The 17600-nt window shown below is 47.5% G+C and carries 12 protein-coding genes; 7 read left to right on the top strand and 5 right to left on the bottom strand.

Features of this window, described 5'->3' with window-relative positions:
* Nucleotides 1-116: 116 nt before the first annotated feature.
* Nucleotides 117-4073, top strand: coding sequence for a hybrid sensor histidine kinase/response regulator transcription factor (locus tag DWU89_RS02960; protein ID WP_115498187.1), 3957 nt, complete (start codon nucleotides 117-119; stop codon nucleotides 4071-4073).
* Between the two features lie 341 nt (nucleotides 4074-4414).
* On the opposite strand, the gene DWU89_RS02955 is transcribed toward DWU89_RS02960, so the two are convergent.
* The 4 genes from DWU89_RS02955 to DWU89_RS02940 form a co-directional block, all read right to left on the bottom strand.
* A complete protein-coding gene (locus DWU89_RS02955) occupies nucleotides 4415-6430 on the bottom strand; it encodes a beta-L-arabinofuranosidase domain-containing protein (RefSeq protein ID WP_115498186.1) in 2016 nt (671 codons plus the stop codon).
* A 172-nt stretch (nucleotides 6431-6602) separates the two neighbouring features.
* A complete protein-coding gene (locus tag DWU89_RS02950; RefSeq protein WP_115498243.1) occupies nucleotides 6603-6833 on the bottom strand; it encodes a hypothetical protein in 231 nt (76 codons plus the stop codon).
* A gap of 2 nt (nucleotides 6834-6835) precedes the next feature.
* Nucleotides 6836-8158 (bottom strand): Gfo/Idh/MocA family protein, encoded by a 1323-nt coding sequence (locus tag DWU89_RS02945; protein ID WP_115498185.1) that lies wholly within the window; start codon nucleotides 8156-8158, stop codon nucleotides 6836-6838.
* The gene (locus tag DWU89_RS02940) at nucleotides 8155-8961 is read right to left on the bottom strand and encodes an FAD:protein FMN transferase (RefSeq protein WP_115498184.1); all 807 of its coding nucleotides are present in this window, start codon (nucleotides 8959-8961) and stop codon (nucleotides 8155-8157) included. Before DWU89_RS02940 ends, DWU89_RS02945 begins: the two co-directional genes overlap by 4 nt.
* Before the next feature lie 290 nt (nucleotides 8962-9251).
* Between DWU89_RS02940 and DWU89_RS02935 the strand changes: the two genes are divergently transcribed.
* Entirely contained in the window at nucleotides 9252-9770 is a 519-nt protein-coding gene (locus DWU89_RS02935; protein WP_115498183.1) for an HdeD family acid-resistance protein, read from the top strand.
* 24 nt (nucleotides 9771-9794) lie between these two features.
* Here DWU89_RS02935 and DWU89_RS02930 read toward each other — a convergent pair whose 3' ends face one another.
* Nucleotides 9795-10703, bottom strand: a complete 909-nt coding sequence (locus DWU89_RS02930; RefSeq protein WP_115498242.1) for a helix-turn-helix domain-containing protein — start codon at nucleotides 10701-10703, stop codon at nucleotides 9795-9797.
* 220 nt (nucleotides 10704-10923) lie between these two features.
* On the opposite strand from DWU89_RS02930, the gene DWU89_RS02925 reads away from it, so the two are divergent.
* The 5 genes from DWU89_RS02925 (at nucleotide 10924) to DWU89_RS02905 (ending at nucleotide 17596) form a co-directional block, all read left to right on the top strand.
* Nucleotides 10924-11535 carry a TetR/AcrR family transcriptional regulator gene (locus DWU89_RS02925; protein ID WP_115498182.1) on the top strand — a complete coding sequence of 204 codons (612 nt, stop codon included), beginning with the start codon at nucleotides 10924-10926 and terminating at the stop codon, nucleotides 11533-11535.
* A gap of 35 nt (nucleotides 11536-11570) precedes the next feature.
* Nucleotides 11571-12953, top strand: a complete 1383-nt coding sequence (locus tag DWU89_RS02920) for a TolC family protein (protein ID WP_115498181.1) — start codon at nucleotides 11571-11573, stop codon at nucleotides 12951-12953.
* A gap of 35 nt (nucleotides 12954-12988) precedes the next feature.
* Nucleotides 12989-14014: an efflux RND transporter periplasmic adaptor subunit gene (locus tag DWU89_RS02915; RefSeq protein ID WP_115498180.1), complete on the top strand. Its 1026-nt coding sequence runs from the start codon at nucleotides 12989-12991 to the stop codon at nucleotides 14012-14014.
* 12 nt (nucleotides 14015-14026) lie between these two features.
* Entirely contained in the window at nucleotides 14027-17137 is a 3111-nt protein-coding gene (locus tag DWU89_RS02910; protein ID WP_115498179.1) for an efflux RND transporter permease subunit, read from the top strand.
* 165 nt (nucleotides 17138-17302) lie between these two features.
* Nucleotides 17303-17596 carry a PG0541 family transporter-associated protein gene (locus DWU89_RS02905; protein WP_115498178.1) on the top strand — a complete coding sequence of 98 codons (294 nt, stop codon included), beginning with the start codon at nucleotides 17303-17305 and terminating at the stop codon, nucleotides 17594-17596.
* The last annotated feature ends 4 nt before the right edge of the window (nucleotides 17597-17600 follow it).

Genomic DNA, 17600 nt, shown 5'->3' with positions numbered 1-17600 from the left:
CCCTCAAAACCCCTTTCAAGCATCAATCATAACCTTTCAAATATCAATCAAAACCCGTTTCCATACTGATTTTTTGCTTACTTTTGCCCTATACTAATAGAGAAACACAACATCTTATGAGATTTCTTCTTATTACGATCCTCGCGCTTCTATCGCTCTTTCCCGTACTGGGCAAGGCTCACGACTTATATTTCCGGCATTATACCAATAAGCAAGGGCTGTCGCACAACACTGTCTATTGCACCCTCCAGGATAAAAAGGGATTCATGTGGTTCGGGACAGATGACGGGCTGAACCGTTTCGACGGCCATAATTTCCGTATCTACCGTTATAACTCATACGACCCGGAGAGCTTGCCGAACGACCGCATCATCAGCCTTTTCGAAGATTCAAGAAACAGGCTGTGGGTATGTACGAACTCTTATACCTGCTATTACGACTATAAAACGGATTCTTTCCATCCGCTGACATTTTCAGACAGCGACAACGCACCGGAATATTTCCAGCAAATCCGGGAAGACAAGAAAGGGAATCTTTGGCTGATAAGCTACAACCGGATCGCCCGCTATGAAGTATCGGGCGAAAAAAGTCCGCATTTTTACCCCGAAGGGGAAGATATCAATCCGGTGGACATCACGATGACCGAAGAGGGCGAGCCATTGCTGGCCGGACACTACGACCTGTACTTCTACAAACCGGAGACCGATAAATTCGTCCGCATCCCGATCCTGACAGAAAAAGAAAAAGAAAACCCGATCAGCCTCTCCGCGCTCTGCCATGTGCCTGACTGGGGCGTATTGGTGGGAACAGACCGGGCCGGACTCAAGTTTTACGACGAACGCAGCCGGAAAGTGGAAACGATTATCCCGGACATACAAGTGCGGGACATTACGCAATACGGGAAAAACACCTACTGGATCGCTTCCGAATCCGGTATCCACATCTTTAATATGGCAAATCGCAGCATTACGCATCTGCAGAAATCGCTGACCAACGAATACACCATTTCCGACAATGCCGTCTACTCGGTGACAAGGGACCGCGAGGGCGGCATATGGGCTACGACATTCTTCGGGGGGATCAACTATCTGCCTAAAGAATATTTCCCCTTTACCTATTTTATCGGGGGAAAAACACATCCCAAGATGCTGGGCAATGCCGTGCGGGAAATCTGTCCCGACCAATACGGCAACCTCTGGTTAGGAACCGAAGACAATGGGATCAATCGCTATAACCCGGCAACCGGCGAGATCACGAACTTCTCACGCAGCAATCCTACCCATCCGCTGTCAGCCACCAACATCCACGGCCTGCTTGCCGACGGAAACCAACTGTGGATCGGCACGTTCAATACGGGAATCGACCTGATGGACATCCCGACAGGAAAAATCGTCAAACGATATACGCGTGCCGGCACTCAAAACCGGCTGCCATCGGATTTCGTGCTCTGCTTCTGCAAATTGTCGGACAATGAAATCCTGATCGGGACTTCAGACGGGCTCGTCCTCTTCCAAAAGAAAGAAGGACGTTTTATCCCGTGGGGAGCAGAAATACGGTCAATGGTCCGCCAGATCTATAAAGACACAAAAGGTGACATCTGGATCGCTACGACAACCGGGGCCTATCGTTATTCGGGCACAGACAAAAAGATCACGCGCTACGAGGCAAGCCGGCAACGTTCCCAGACTATCGGCGATAATAATGTCACTTCCATCTTCGAAGATTCGAAAGGACGTATCTGGGTATCGACCGTCTACGGTTTTTCCCTCTATAACGACCAGTCGGATTCATTCAACCGCATCACGGTAGAGAACGGGCTTCCCAGCAATATCGTACACCGCATTATGGAAGACGAGGAACACTTCTTCTGGATCGCGACAGCCAACGGATTGGTCCGTTTCAATCCGGAAACTTATGTAATGAAGACATTCTCCTATACGGAAGGCTTGCCCGAAACACAGTTCAACTATTGCTCCTCCTACCAAATGCCCGACGGGACCATGTTCATGGGAACTATCAACGGCATGATCGCTTTCAATCCGTGCGATTTCAAGGAAGATCCCTCCTCGCCTCCCCTTTGCATCACCCGTATATTCGTGCGGGACGACCGCATCGGCGCCCCCAAGTATAATGTCAACCGGATCATGGAAAACGGCGAATTGAAACTGCCTTACAACCGCTCGACCTTCACCCTTTCGTACATAGCCCTAAGCTATACTTCACCGGACGCCATCCAGTATGCCTATCAACTGGAAGGCAGTGACAAAGACTGGATTTATATGAACCAGAACAAAGATGTGACCTTTGCCAATCTATCGCCCGGGAAATATATTTTCCGTGTCAAATCGACCAACAGCAGCGGTGTCTGGCAGGACAACGAGACTATGCTCAGGATCACGGTTACGCCGCCATTCTGGGCTACGGGATGGGCACTGCTCATCTATTTCCTGATCCTGTGCCTGCTGATCGTGCTTTGGTATAATTACAAAAAAGCAAAATTAGAAGAGAAACACCGGATCAACCGCGAAATATTCGAAAGCAAAAAGGAGAAAGAGCTCTATAATGCCAAAATACAGTTCTTCACCTTTATCACGCATGAGATACGGACACCGCTGACGCTGATCAAAGCGCCGTTAGAGAAAATCCTCCGCTCCGGAGACGGCACTCCCGCCACCCGGGAAAATCTCGAGATTATCGAGAAAAACACCGGACGGCTACTGGACCTCAGCAACCAACTGTTAGATTTCCGTAAGACGGAAAGCCGGGGATTCAAACTGAACTATGTCTCGACCGATGTTGTACTTTGGCTCGAAACCATCCTGCATCCGTTCCGGCCGGCTTTCGAAAAAGAGAACAAGAGATTCACCGTCAAGCTACCGGAGATTCCTTTCGAGGCTTGTCTGGACCGGGAAGCGTTTGCCAAGATTGTCAGCAATATGCTCAGCAATGCACTGAAGTATTCGGACAGCCGCATATCGCTCGAACTATTACCGCCGGCAGGCGAAGAACGGATGTTCACGATCCTTGTCACCAATGACGGCCATCTGATTCCCGAAAGTGAAGCGGAAAACATATTCAGCCCATTCTATCGTTTGAAAGAGACTGAAAACCAGCAGGGAAGCGGCATCGGCTTGTCGCTGGCCCACTCCCTGACGGAGTTTCACCGGGGCAGGCTCTTCTACCGGCAAACACCGGACGGACTGAACCAGTTTGTCCTTATGTTACCGGAACAGCAGGAAGACAGCTTCCTGATAAAAACCGATAATGAAAAAGAAAAGCCGGAAATGATCACCTTGCCCGAAACAGGACAACCGGTTATCCTGATCGTCGAAGACCAGGACGATATGCGCCGTTTCATCGCCCGCGAGCTGGCAGAGACTTACCAGGTGTTGGAAGCTGAAAACGGAAAAGTTGCCCTCGACCTGATTCGCAAGAAAACGGTCAATCTGATTATAAGTGATGTCATGATGCCGTTGATGGATGGTTTCGAACTCTGCAATGAGGTGAAAAACGATGTCAACATCAGCCATATTCCTTTTATCCTGTTGACTGCCCAACATAACCTGCAATCGCGTCTGAAAGGACTGAACACGGGGGCGGACGCTTATATGGAGAAACCGTTCTCCATCGAGCTGCTGACGGCCCAAGTCGGCAATCTGCTGAAAAGTCGGGAATTGCTAAACAAGACATATCTCGAAAAACCGCTTGCCCCGGTTGCTACGTTAGCGGTCTCACAGGTAGACGATATTTTCCTGCGCAAACTGAACGATTATCTGGAAGAGCACCTCAACAATGAGGCCCTGTCCGTCGAAATGCTTGCCGACACAATGGGCATGAGCACCTCCAGCCTCTATCGCAAGGTAAAAGGACTGTCGGGCCTCTCCCCCAACGATTTCATCCGGATCGCCCGGTTAAAGAAAGCGATCCTGCTGATGCAAAACGGTGAGAACCGCATCAACGAGATCGCTTTCCAGGTTGGCTTCTCTTCCCCGGCCTACTTCTCCACCTGCTTCCAGAAGCAGTATGGAAAAAGTCCGACGGAGTATATTAAACTGTTAGTCGGTGACAAATAGAATGGTTTATCATTTACAGGTTCAAATATTCTTATAACTGTATCTGTATAAGTAAACGGGAAAGTCCTGATTTGCCAAGATCGCCTGTGAAATGGTATTGCAGTCCTTCATGGGGCTATAGTGCCGTAAAGGAATGAATAACCCGGCAGATAGAATGAACGATGCGGAATGTGTGCCCCCTCCATACCTACCCGCTATTCATGTTACAGCCGTGAAACAAAAGAAATCCAACTGTAACATAGAAGGAAGACAGTTGTGACATGCAAAGAAGACAACCGTAACATGCAATAGAGGACCGGTCTTTATCCGTTATTGATTCATTATTTGACAAATTTAAGACCTCACTCCGCCACCGGGAACGAAGATATACGCAAACGGGCAGCTCCCATCGGGACCAATGTTATTTCGTCCAGGCGGTCGGATTTAGGAGCGTTTTCGTAAGGCAAAACGCCGCACAGTCCGTATTCATCAACTTTCCATCCCGGCACTAAACGGCCCTGGGTTTTGAACTCCATCGGGACGGATGCCAAGGTGAACGGATTATTATCAGCCGGCCAGTTCTTGCGCTGCAATGTTATGGGAGACTTTACTTTCAAAGCATAATTCCACGCGCTTGCCGGATGAATCTCAAAAGTCGGCCAAGCGGAAGCATCGGCGCCTTCCTGCCATTTGGAATCCCAGACAGCCGTTTCGGTACTCGGAACTTGCCTGTATTCTTCATCTATCTTTAACGAGAGCGTAAGCGGGCCGTAATTGACGCTGACACTGTTCTTGTTCACCTGCCATTGACGGACGGAATAATCCATCGGAAGGTTCAACACAATTTCATCACCATTATTCCACTCCCGTTCGATACGAGCGTAAGTCCCGGCTTCCAACGTTACCTGTTGCGGCTTGCCGTTAATCAGGATAGAAGCATTCTTACACCAGGAAGGTATGCGGAGATAGAACGGGAAAGAAATTGCTTTGGGTGTCCCGACCGTAAAACGTGTCATTTCTTCAAAGGGATAATTTGTCTGTTCATGCAACGTGATTTCCGTTCCGTCGCCCACCTTCACATTCGCTTTACAAGCGTTATAAAGAACGGCTGCCACTCCGTTATCCGGCGTTGCCAATACCAAATGTTCCATATAATAAGGCCAACCGAAGCCATGATTATGCTGGCAACAACGGCTGCTGAACGGGTTCATTGCCAGGAACGGTCCCCGATTGTCCAAACCCGGATGGTGGTTGCGTGAGTCGCTGACGACCATATTCGGACAAGTCAGATAGCGCAACGCCCGGTAATCCGGCATCAAAGCGGCAGGATAACTGTTAAAAGCCACATCTTCGCAATTGTCAGCCCAATAAGGATCGCCGCTGATCAGGAGCATAATCTCGTCGGACGCCATCTGCTCCACAAAACCGCAAGTCTCCGTTCCCTGCCGGGGATCGAAGAAACCGATGCGGGCATTCTCGTCCGCTCCGAACATTCCACCCGGGACCTGTCCGAAAGCGCGGCGTATCAGGCTTTGCGCGTTATAGGTGGCATCCAGCATGGCCGAGTCTTTTGTAAACAGGAAATAAGTGGCCGGTTCGCGGAAACACTGGGCGATATTCACATTATGCCAGTTCGGAAGTTGTGTCGACTTCGTCCAGTCAGCCGTATTCCGGTGGATTTTATCGGCCAGCGAAAGAAGGGATTCGTCGCCCGTACGGTTGTACAGCCAGACCACGCTCCAAAGATTATCGCCGCCGCGACTGTTTTCCCAATAACTGGAAAGGAAAGCATCATCCGGAACAGTTTGCAGATAATGGCAATAATTCGCCATGAAATCGATCACCCGGTTATCATTCGTGTATTCAAAATAAGATTGCATGATCCAGAGGACAATCATGTTCGGCCAGAAATCCTGCTTGCCGTTATTCAGATGGACAGGGCCAAAGTTGCCGTCTTCACGCTGACTTGCCAGGATGGCTTCTATCCAGAACTTTGTTTCCTTGAGCAGCGCCTCGTCTTTCAGCGCATAAGCCATATTTCCATAACCGCGCAGCCAGTAAGGCACTTCTTCCCAGCCCCATTCGCCTCCGTTCTTCAGCCAGGCATTGTCGCCTTTTTGCAACCAGGCGCTGATCTCTCCCAGATGGCCGCAAAGGCCGTTTTTCTGTAATTCGATCTGCTCCCGTATCCAGCCTTCAGGTTCGATGCTTCCGGCAGGCAACTTGATAAATTGCTGTGGTTGCAAAGGTGACCGGTTACTTACATAATAGTCATTTCGAGATGTTGTGGACAGACGTTCCACCGTCTGTATCTCCTGCGTCTGCTTTCCGGCACACGACGCCAATAGAATTGAGAATAGTAAAATTGTCTTTTTCATGTCTAATCAGAATTATAAAGCAAAGGAAAGTAATCCGACAGAAAAGCATGATAAGAAATCAATCAAAAACATTCACGAATCATGCAAAAGGGGGAGAATGAAGAAATAAATTTCATGCCCATGAAAATTGAATTACATGGGCATGAAATTTTAGATGGATGGGCATGGAAGATTATTTCCTTAACTGCCGTATTCCATAATACAGCAGACGAAGCACAATTGACAATCCATAAAAGCCGCAAGTGATGAGCAGCATCCATAAGGATTGTGTCCAAAGTTCGGACCAACTTGTACCGTATGCAATGATCGCAATGATGTTCATCAGATAAGCAAGCACGATACAAACACAGAAAACCTTAATTTCCGTTTTTTGTCTCTTTACAGTTAATAAGATGTCTTTCATAATCATGCAAAATTTAGATACGGTATTTTATATTCATCCGGGAAAGTAATCACCCGTCCTTCATCTATCGCCTGCAGGCCTAACAAGCCGAGCACAGAAGAATAATAGGCTTCTTCCACCAAGTTCGGAACCGGTTTCCCGGTAATGGCGGACTCACAGAAAGCGGTAACCAACTCGACGGAACCGTCACCAGCAGCGCCGACAGACGACTGTCCGCTGATTGAAGTCACCTTGTCCATAATCAGATGCCCCTTGTTGACCGACGCCGTTTCAGGCACCCAACTCGGACCGGCAAACGAAACATTGTCGAACATCTTATGTTCAATCTGGTTGATCAGTTGCAGAATACCGGGAGCCGGTTCGGCATCTTCAAAATAATATTTGCCTTTTTCCGGTTCCATCGTTCCCTTGCTCCCTAAGATTTCTTCTTCGAGGCCATAGAACTTATTGGCGATCATCGACTCGTAAGTCATCTTCACACCGTTCGGGTAATGATAGATCAGGTTGATGCTGTCGTAGACATCGCGGCCGTCTTTCCAATAGACGATATCACCCATACCGGCCACTTTCTCAGGCAGCATTTTCAACGCCCAGTTACCGACTTGCAACTGATGAGTCGCCAACTCGGTCACCAGACCACATGAGTATTCTTTATATAAACGCCAGTTAATCTTACGCTCCAAATCGGGTGAAGGAACCGGACGGCGCCAGTCGTTATTACGGAACCAATAAGCCCGTATCGAGCCGATTTCGCCCAACAGACCGGCATGAATCATCTCCATCGCCTTCACATATTTAGGATCGTACAAACGTTGCTGGCCGATAAACATCACTTTTCCCGATTCCTTGAATACATTATACATATCCAGGCAATCCGCACAGGTCATCGCCATCGACTTTTCACAGAACGTATGCTTGCCTGCATGCAGGGAATCGATTGTGATATGCGCATGTTCGTATAACGGGGTAGCAATCATGACAGCCTGGACATCTTTGTCTTCCAGCAACTTCCGGTAATCATCATACGTCTTTGCTTTCGGATAAAGCGCGGAAGCCTCTTTCAGATGGGGAGGATAATTATCACATAAGGCAACCACATCGGCATAAGGGATTGTCTTCAAGTTATTCAGGTGGTATTGCCCACGTGAACCTGTACCGATAAAACCGATCCGCACTTTCTCCTTGGCGATCAGCGCTTTGTCGTCAGCACTGCAGGACTGCAACCAGGGAAATGCGGAAAGCAGCGCACCGCCTCCACCGATCATTCCCAACTCCTTGAAGAAGTCCCGTCGGCTTAAATTGACTGAATTCTCATCATTTTTCATAACTTATATACATGTTTTTCATAAATATCAAATTGCGAGGCAATTTCCGGAATACGCTCCTCATCGGCAATCATAAAAGCGGTAGTCAATATTTCCGCCACCACCGGATCTTTCGCGACAACCGACACCATTTTCTTGTCTTCCACAAACGCTCCGGTATGCGGGTTTACGATGTGGCGCGGATGTGAAGGCATGTTGCCCGATGTCGAAAGCGAACTGTCGCACAGTTTCAGATCCGCCACCCTTTCTTTCGTGAACGGATTATCGAGCCCGACAGGCCAATACGCCCCGCATGGATGCGTGCCGACAGCCAGCACCGAGCTGTTTCCGAAATTCACAAGCGCTTTAGCGACCCTATTTTCTTCCAGTAATTCCCGTATTTTTGCAAGCGCATATCCTTTCCCGTACCCGCCAAGATCGATATGTAAAGATTCGGAGAAGAAAAAGATGCTCTTGTCTTCTTCCGTAAGCAATAACTGATCAAATCCTTGCAAAGTAATATCAAAATATCCCTCCGTCAATTCATAATAACGCTTGCAGTTCTGCAATATATCCCAAAGTTCTTCACCTACCGATACCGGATAATGCCCGGCTTCCCGATTGACAAACGACACCTCGCTTTCCGGATCAAAGCGGTTCAACATCTTATCCAACCGCCGGACCTCCGACTCGACTTTTTCCCAAACCGTGCCAAGCAGCGCGGAATCACTGCCAACCATCAGAATGTCAAACTGTGTTCCCATTACCGACGACATAGATCCATGAAAAAGCCCGGAAGCGGCATAGTAATTAGAATAAGACATAAGCCATTTGTTATTTTTTACACAGGTTCATGAGGTGTGCGTACACACGTTGCAAATATAAGCCATTTGTTCGTTTTACAAAGGCAATGAAACAGTCTTTTTCTCAAAAGGTTTTCAAATTAGCGTTTATTTTTGTTTATGTGTCCGGCAAGTCTGCTTTCTGAAACTTACCGGAACTGCCTATTCCACCCGGACGGGTTACCGGGAAAATCAATTTTCTCTTTACTTTCAGAAGAAAATAACGTACCTTCGTTGTTATATAAAAAAGATAGATTCTAAATACAATTTATATGAAAGGTTTAAATGGTTCGGTCCTGCGCTGCATATTTGCGATCGTAATGGGGCTTGTTTTGGTTCTTTGGCCGGAAGCGGCTGTCACTTATCTGGTTATTACAATCGGAATCTGTTTTATCATCCCCGGGATATTCTCGCTCTTAAACTATTTCACCCGTGAAAAGGTGGAGGGCGAACCCAGTCCGATGTTTCCGATCGACGGCGCCGGCAGCATCCTGTTCGGAGCATGGTTAGTGATCATGCCGCAGTTTTTTGTCAGTATTTTAATGTATATCCTGGGAGCTTTACTGGTTATTGCAGGGGCACAGCAGATATATTCGCTTGTATCGGCCCGCAAATGGAGTATCGTGCCTTACGGCTTTTATATCATACCGGCATTGATCCTGATAACCGGTATTATGATTCTCGCCTATCCGTTCGGGGCGGCAGCCAACACATTCGTGATCTTCGGCGTTGCCTGCCTGATTTACGGAATATCCGAGTTGATCAACTGGTATAAATTCAGAAAAAGATAACAAATAAAAAGAATACCGTATGTCTCAGGACTTACGGTATTCCATCGGGGAAATCCCCATATGTTTCTTAAAGAACTTTCCAAAAGTGGACTGGTCGGAGAAATGAAGGACATCCGCAACCTGCTGGACAGTGGCCTGCGGGGCTTTCAACAGAATTTTAGCCTCGACGATCAGGGCGTCGTCTATCCATTTATTGGCAGACTTGCCCGTCAGTTCCTTTAGGATAAGCGAAAGATATTGCGGCGTGATAAACAGCTTCTCCGCATAAAAAGTGACCACATGCTGTTCTTTGCAATGCTCGAACAACAATTGCAGGAACTGTTCGAACAATTCCTCCTTGCGGGAAAGGGTCGGCCGGATCAGACGATCCTTTTTGCCTAACAGGATATTCGCCAGCTCCAGCAGGAAGCCGATAAAGGCGTTCTGTACCAGTTCTTTCTGATAAAAATGCGTCCGTTCCTTCATCTTCTCCTGTATAACACCTATGCTTTCCTCCAATTTTTGAGTTTCTTCGGGTTCAAGCTCGGTACAAGGATTTTTGCGGACTTCCATATAGTTCGCAATCGAATGGTTCCGGTTGCCATAGCTGGTATTGCAGTCATCCAGAAATTCTTTGGAAGCAATCAGCAGGCGGCCTTTAAAATCCGGACTGATTTTATTAAGTTGAAGTGCATGCGTCGGCATGATCGTGATAAAAGTATTCGGATTAATCGTATAAGGCACATAATCCAGACTGATCTCGAGCGTACCCTCAAAGGTCAGGACCATCAAAAGTGCATCCAGCCTCATCGGGGCATAACGTTCCGGGGCGTCGACATCCCCAAATTCAATGCTGCCGTCCAGATCCGCTACCGAAAATATATCCTGAAAACTATCACGGAATATGATGCTCTTATTTAGTTCCGCCAACTCTATCAAAGGAAGCTTTTCCATCTCTACATATTTACTAATCATACATTTGCAAAGATAAACATTTTTTCATTAAGCACAGTAAAGTTTCATTTTTTACCAATGAATAACGGTTTTTTAAGAATACATTTCCCCATATCTTTTCGTTTTCGACTAATTCCGTAACAGAATAAACCTTTTTAGTTTTCTAAATTAGACAGACCTTTGCAGCATCTGATCGCATTCAAAATAATCATTCAAATCAATGATTCTGAAAGAACAAATAATGTTAACGGCATTCGACTTATTTTCCGAGCACGGGATAAAGAATGTCAGCATGGACGACATTGCGCGTAGCACAAGTATGTCCAAGCGGACTCTTTATGAACTCTTTGAAGATAAGGAAACACTACTGATGCAATGTCTCAGCATGAGCTACAATAAGATGAGAGTCTACATGAAGCAACTTGAATCCGAACCGATAACAGCATTGGATGTCGTTATGCTCTTTTATGAAGAACTGATGAAGCGTCCCCGCTGGTTTAACAAGAAGTTTTATGACGACTTGAAACGTTATCCTAAAGCGATGCAAAAGACGGAAGAAGAAAAGTCCCGGTTTTTGAAAAAGTGCATCAAATTACTGTCAAGAGGTGCCAAAGAAGGGGTTTTCGAGCCAAATGTCAATTTCGAGATTGTAGCGTTATTGGCTAAAGAGCAGGCTAAAATGATCCGCCCGTCCGACGCCCTCTCGAATCATTCCGTTGCTGAAGTGTACAACACGATTCTGTTTGCCTTTCTGCGAGGAATATCCACGGAAAAAGGAATTGCTATTTTAGACCGTTATTTACAAAAACATATTCACAAACAATTAGACTGAACAGGTGATTTTATTTAAAATCAAATTTACTTTAAATGGAACAAATCTTAATTACTAAAAAGATGATGCGGATCGTACTGGTATCACTGTCCGCACTGGTCTTCATCCCTGTCAAAGCCCAGGACACGCTTGTCCTTGACATAGGGAAAGCCCTGGAGATTGCGCTGAGCGAGAACCCCACCGTAAAAGTGGCAGATAAGGAAATCCAAAAGAAAAAATATGCGCAAAAAGGTTCTTATGCCTCTTTATTTCCCCAAATCAGTTTCGCAGCCGACTACAACCGCACCCTGAAAAAGCAGGTGATGTATATGGACGGTTTCGATATGGGAAGCACGGAAATACCGGGGATGGAAGACATGCCGAACATGGACGAAGGGATCGAAGTGGGGCGTGACAACAACTGGAGTCTCGGCTTCAACGCTTCTGTGCCGCTTGTAAACGCAGCCCTGTGGAAAAGCCTGAGTATTTCGGCTGTCGACGTGGAAATGGCTATCGAACAGGCGCGTTCTTCCAAGATAGCGATGGTCAACCAGGTAAAGAAAAGCTATTACGGCGTGCTTCTTGCTAATGACTCATACCGCGTATTCAAGGAAAGTTACGACAATGCAATGGAGAATTATCTGGACATCAAACAGAAATTCGACCAGGGAACAGTTGCCGAATACGACCTGATACGTGCAAACGTTACCGTGAAGAACAGCGAACCGAATATGCTGCAGGCTGAAAATGCATTGGTGCTTGCCAAATGGCAACTGAAAGCATTGTTAGGCATGGACTTGGACATAAACATCAAGTGCGAAGGACAACTGACCGATTTCAAATCGGACCTGTTCGGCGATTTCCTGTCGACAGATACAACATTGGCCGACAACACGGATTTAAGGCAAATGGACTTGCAGGCCAAACAGTTGGATAAGACGTTGACGATGCAAAAATTCGATTATCTGCCTACGCTTTCGCTCACGGGGATGTACCAGTGGACAGCGATGAACAATGATTTCAAGTTTAAAAACTATCTGTGGAATCCTTATTCGATGATCGGCGTTTCCCTTTCGATTCCGATCTTTTCCGGCGGGAGCAAGTTCTACAAAATCAAACAGACGAGAAACTCTATCGAACAGCTCAACCTCCAGCGGGAAGATACGCAGCGGAACCTGCAACTGGCCATCAAGCAATATGTGGACAACATGAACACTTGTGTCAAACGGTTCGACGCTTCGCAAAAGGGAGTGGAACAAGCCGAACGGGGTTATATGATTTCACAAAAGCGATACGATACGGGAGCCGGGACGCTGCTTGAAATGAATGATTCGGAGCTGGCGCTGACGCAGGCCAAACTAAATTTCAACCAAGCTATTTACGATTATATGGTCGCAAAAGCAGACCTGGAAAAAGTATTGGGCCAACAAGAGTTTTAAGAAACAGAAATACATACAGAATAATACATCACAATATGAAAACAAATAGAAAACAACACTTCATATCCCTTCTCATTTTGCCTTTACTGCTGTCTTGCTCAGGAGAAAAGAAAGAGGCGACGCAGGCAGAGACAACCAATGACAAGGTTCTCGTAAGAGTGGAAACCGTTTCGGCACAGGACGTGGAGCAGATCAGTGAGTTTACGGCAACTGTCGAAGCCAACATCTCTAACAATATCGCCCCGCAGACACCGGTGCGCATCGCTAAACTGTTTGCCGAAGTGGGCGACCATGTAAAAGCAGGCCAGTTGCTGGTCAAAATGGATGAGACAAACCTCAAACAAACTAAAATACAATTAGACAACCAGGAACTGGAATTTAAGCGTATCGACGAACTGTACAAAGTGGGCGGCGCCTCCAAATCGGCCTGGGATGCCCAGAAGACGCAGTTGGACGTTAGCCGTGCAGCCTATAAGAACCTGGAAGAGAACACGCAGTTGCTAAGCCCGGTGACAGGTATTGTGACCGCCCGCAATTATGACAGCGGCGACATGTACAGCGGAGGTTCGCCTATTTTCACCGTAGAACAGATCCGTCCGGTCAAACTGATGGTCAACGTTTCCGAAAGTCTCTTCACAAAAGTAAAGAAGGGAAAAGAGGTCGATATCCGGCTGGATGTGTACGGCGACGAGGTCTTCAAAGGGAAAGTCAGCCTGGTCTACCCGACCATCGACCCAAACACGCGTACGTTCCCGGTCGAAATCAAGATAGACAACAGCGATGAACGTGTCCGTCCGGGTATGTTCGCCCGTGTCACGATGGGCTTCGGTACGCAAAACCATGTAGTCGCTCCGGATTTGTCTATCGTAAAACAGTCAGGTGCAGGCGACCGTTATATATATGTATATAAAGACGGCAAAGTTTCCTATGAAAAGGTACAACTCGGACGTCGTATGGGTAACAAATATGAAGTCATTTCAGGTGTCAACAGCGGCGACCAGGTAGTCGTATCCGGTCAGAGCCGCTTGAACAACGGAATGGAAGTAGAAATCGAAAAGTAAGAGACAAATACTATGAGCTTATATGCAACAGCGGTAAAAAAGCCGGTTACGACCGCCCTTGTCTTTGTGGCAATCGTTATCTTCGGTCTTTTTTCATTAACCCGATTATCAGTGGACTTGCTGCCGGAGATCGAGACAAACACCATCATGGTCATGACCTCATACGCCGGTGCCAGTGCTGCGGATATCGAGATGAACGTCTCCAAACCGTTGGAGAATGTGCTGAACAGTGTCAGCGACCTGAAACACATCACGTCACAGTCACGTGAAAACATATCGATCATCACACTCGAGTTCGACTACGGTACGGATATCGACGTGGCGACAAATGATGTGCGCGATAAACTGGACGTGGCCGAACCGATGCTGCCGGATGATGTGGACAATCCTATCATCTTCAAATTCGGGACGAACGACATTCCCATTATTATCCTGTCAGTTACGGCGGAAGAAAGCACAAATGCCCTGTACAAGATACTGGATGATAAGGTTTCAAACCCGTTGGCCCGTATCAGCGGCGTAGGCGCCGTGTCTATTTCCGGTACGCCGACACGCGAGATACAAGTCTATTGCGATCCCTACAAGCTGGAAGCCTACGGCATTTCGATCGAAGGCATCTCCTCCATCATCGCACAGGAAAACCGGAATACGCCGGGCGGAAGCGTGGATATAGGTTCCAATGCTTATGCACTCCGCGTGCAAGGTGAGTTTACGGACGCCCACCAGATGGACAACCTGGTCATCGGGCACAAGGACAATAAAACGATTTACCTCCGCGACGTTGCGCGTATCGAGGACAGTATCGAAGAACGCGCACAGGAAACTTTCAACAACGGAAAGAAGGGCGGTATGATCGTGATCCAGAAGCAATCGGGAGCCAACTCGGTGAACATTGCCAAAAAGGTACACCAGCGGTTACCGGAAATCCAGGAAAGCCTTCCGTCGGATGTTAAGTTGGGAGTTATCATGGATACTTCGACTAACATTCTGAACACGATCGACAGTTTGAAAGAGACGATCTTCATCACCTTCATCATCGTGATGTTAGTGGTATTTATCTTCCTCGGACGTTGGAGGGCGACGTTTATCATTATCCTGACCATTCCGATCTCGTTGATTGCTTCGTTCGCCTACTTGCTGGCATCGGGCAACACACTGAATATTATCTCACTGAGTTCCCTTTCCATTGCGATCGGTATGGTTGTGGACGATGCGATCGTGGTATTGGAAAACATTACGACCCATATCGAGAGGGGTAGCGCACCGAAACAGGCGGCCGTCCATGCGACCAATGAGGTGGCAATCTCTGTTGTCGCTTCCACCCTGACGATGTTGGCGGTGTTCCTTCCGTTGACAATGGTGACGGGTATGGCGGGTATCTTGTTCAAGCAGTTGGGTTGGATCGTCAGTATCATCATGATTGTATCTACGGTCGGAGCCTTGACGCTGACACCGATGTTGAGTTCGCAACTGCTCAGGCTGAATCCGAACAAAGGGCGTCTGTATGTCCTGTTCTTCACTCCGATCGAAAAGGCGCTGGATGCACTCGATCATGGTTATTCCCGATTCCTTTATTGGGCAGTACGTCACAGAAAAACCGTGATAGCAGGGGCAACTTTGATCTTTGCCGGCAGTATGATGTTGGTCCCGACGATCAAGACAGAGTTCTTCCCGACTCAGGATAATGCCCAGATCAGCGTCCATATCGAACTGCCTGTCGGCACGCGCCAGGATATCACCCGTAAGTTAGCTTTGGAGATAGACGAACTGTTCCGCCAGAAATATCCGGAAATAAAGACCAGTAACTTCACCGAAGGACAGGCCGATTCAGACAACACCTGGGCGCAGTTAAGCAATAACGGAACACATATCGTCGACTTCTATATCAATATGCTGAGCGTCGGCGATCGTGAACGCGGTATGGTCGAGATATGCGAGGAGATGCGTAAAGACCTGGCCAAATATCCGGAGATCAAGACATTCAAAGTGATCGAAGGCGGACAGGAAGAAGGTATGGGCGGACAGAATGCCGTCAGCATCGAGATCTACGGTTTCGACTTCGGCCGCACCGATGCAGTGGCAGCTGAACTGGCCGAACGGATGCGTAAAGTAAAAGGCTGCTCGCAGGTCAATATCAGCCGTGAGGACTATATTCCCGAATATCAGGTAGACTTCGATCGTGAGAAGTTGGCGATAAACGGCCTGAACATTACGACAGCCGCGCTGGCGCTTCGTAACCGCATCAACGGTTCTACCGCTTCTAAATATCGTGAAGACGGCGACGAGTATGACATCAAAGTCCGCTATGCGCCCGAATTCCGCCAGTCGGTCGAAGACATCGAGAACATCATGGTCTACAATGCTTCCGGCCAGGGAATCCGCATCCGCGACTTGGGAAAAGTCGTCGAACGCATGACTCCGCCGACTATCGAACGTAAAGACCGCGAGCGTATCATCACCGTTTCGGCCGTAGTCGGAAAAGGTGCGGCGATGAGTGATATCGTAACTGCCGCCCGCGCCCAGCTGAAGCAAATGGATATTCCTTCGGATGTAAGCTGGCAGTTAGGCGGTACGTATGAAGACCAGATGGATACGTTCTTCGACCTGACCATCCTGATGATCCTGATCATTATCCTGGTATTTATCGTAATGGCCGCCCAGTTCGAATCGTTGACAGACCCGTTTGTGATCATGTTCTCCATACCGTTTGCCTTTACGGGTATCATCTTGGGACTGTCAATAACACAGACTCCATTGGGCGTTATGGCGCTGATCGGTCTGATTATGTTGATGGGTATCGTAGTAAAGAATGGTATTGTGTTGATCGACTACACGATCCTTTGCCGTGAACGCGGCATGGGAATCCTGACGGCAGTCGTGGCAGCCGGTAAATCCCGTCTCCGCCCGGTATTGATGACAACACTGACAACCGTATTAGGTATGATTCCGATGGCCATCGGGACAGGCGAAGGTTCGGAAATGTGGCGCTCGATGGGTATGACGGTGGCATGGGGACTTTCGGTATCCACTTTGATCACGTTGGTGATCGTACCGGTCGTGTACAGTGTATTTGCCGGAAACGGAGTTCGCCGCAGACGGCGGAAGCTGGCAAAAAACAGATAAATAAAGCTCTATTCTTTTAGATAAGGTATTATCTTACAACATAGATAATACCCTATCTAAGAGGATGAATAATATGTCATCTACAGAGATAAGCAGTATGCTATCTAAGCATATAGATGAATATACATTTAAAAAAAAGAGTAAATTATAATAGAAATAACATATATGAAAGCTATATTTGTATCATTTAATCAAGCATATTACGAAATGATCCTTAGTGTGATGGACCGAAATAATATCCGGGGCTTCACATACTGGGACGAAGTGCAGGGACGTGGCAGTAAAACAGGTGAACCTCATTACGGAAGCCATGCCTGGCCGACATTAAACTCGGCAATCCTGGCAATGGTGGACGATGAAAAGGTCGACAATTTCCTGGAAATACTTCGCCAGATGGATCAAAAGACAGAAGCCCAAGGGTTACGGGCTTTCGTCTGGAACATCGAAAAAACAATATAAAAGG

The sequence above is a fragment of the Parabacteroides acidifaciens genome, assembly GCF_003363715.1.
GTDB lineage: Bacteria > Bacteroidota > Bacteroidia > Bacteroidales > Tannerellaceae > Parabacteroides > Parabacteroides acidifaciens.
Note: the sequence above shows the minus strand (reverse complement) of the source record. Positions and strands in the feature narration are given on the sequence as shown.

Bases quoted from the DNA above. Each gene is read 5' to 3' on its own strand.
- DWU89_RS02945 (WP_115498185.1), bottom strand. From the start codon at position 8,158: ATGAAAAATGATGAGAATTCAGTCAATTTAAGCCGACGGGACTTCTTC.
- DWU89_RS02950 (WP_115498243.1), bottom strand. From the start codon at position 6,833: ATGAAAGACATCTTATTAACTGTAAAGAGACAAAAAACGGAAATTAAG.
- DWU89_RS02940 (WP_115498184.1), bottom strand. From the start codon at position 8,961: ATGTCTTATTCTAATTACTATGCCGCTTCCGGGCTTTTTCATGGATCT.
- DWU89_RS02905 (WP_115498178.1), top strand. From the start codon at position 17,303: ATGAAAGCTATATTTGTATCATTTAATCAAGCATATTACGAAATGATC.
- DWU89_RS02920 (WP_115498181.1), top strand. From the start codon at position 11,571: ATGGAACAAATCTTAATTACTAAAAAGATGATGCGGATCGTACTGGTA.
- DWU89_RS02910 (WP_115498179.1), top strand. From the start codon at position 14,027: ATGAGCTTATATGCAACAGCGGTAAAAAAGCCGGTTACGACCGCCCTT.
- DWU89_RS02955 (WP_115498186.1), bottom strand. From the start codon at position 6,430: ATGAAAAAGACAATTTTACTATTCTCAATTCTATTGGCGTCGTGTGCC.
- DWU89_RS02930 (WP_115498242.1), bottom strand. From the start codon at position 10,703: ATGGAAAAGCTTCCTTTGATAGAGTTGGCGGAACTAAATAAGAGCATC.
- DWU89_RS02960 (WP_115498187.1), top strand. From the start codon at position 117: ATGAGATTTCTTCTTATTACGATCCTCGCGCTTCTATCGCTCTTTCCC.
- DWU89_RS02935 (WP_115498183.1), top strand. From the start codon at position 9,252: ATGAAAGGTTTAAATGGTTCGGTCCTGCGCTGCATATTTGCGATCGTA.
- DWU89_RS02925 (WP_115498182.1), top strand. From the start codon at position 10,924: ATGATTCTGAAAGAACAAATAATGTTAACGGCATTCGACTTATTTTCC.
- DWU89_RS02915 (WP_115498180.1), top strand. From the start codon at position 12,989: ATGAAAACAAATAGAAAACAACACTTCATATCCCTTCTCATTTTGCCT.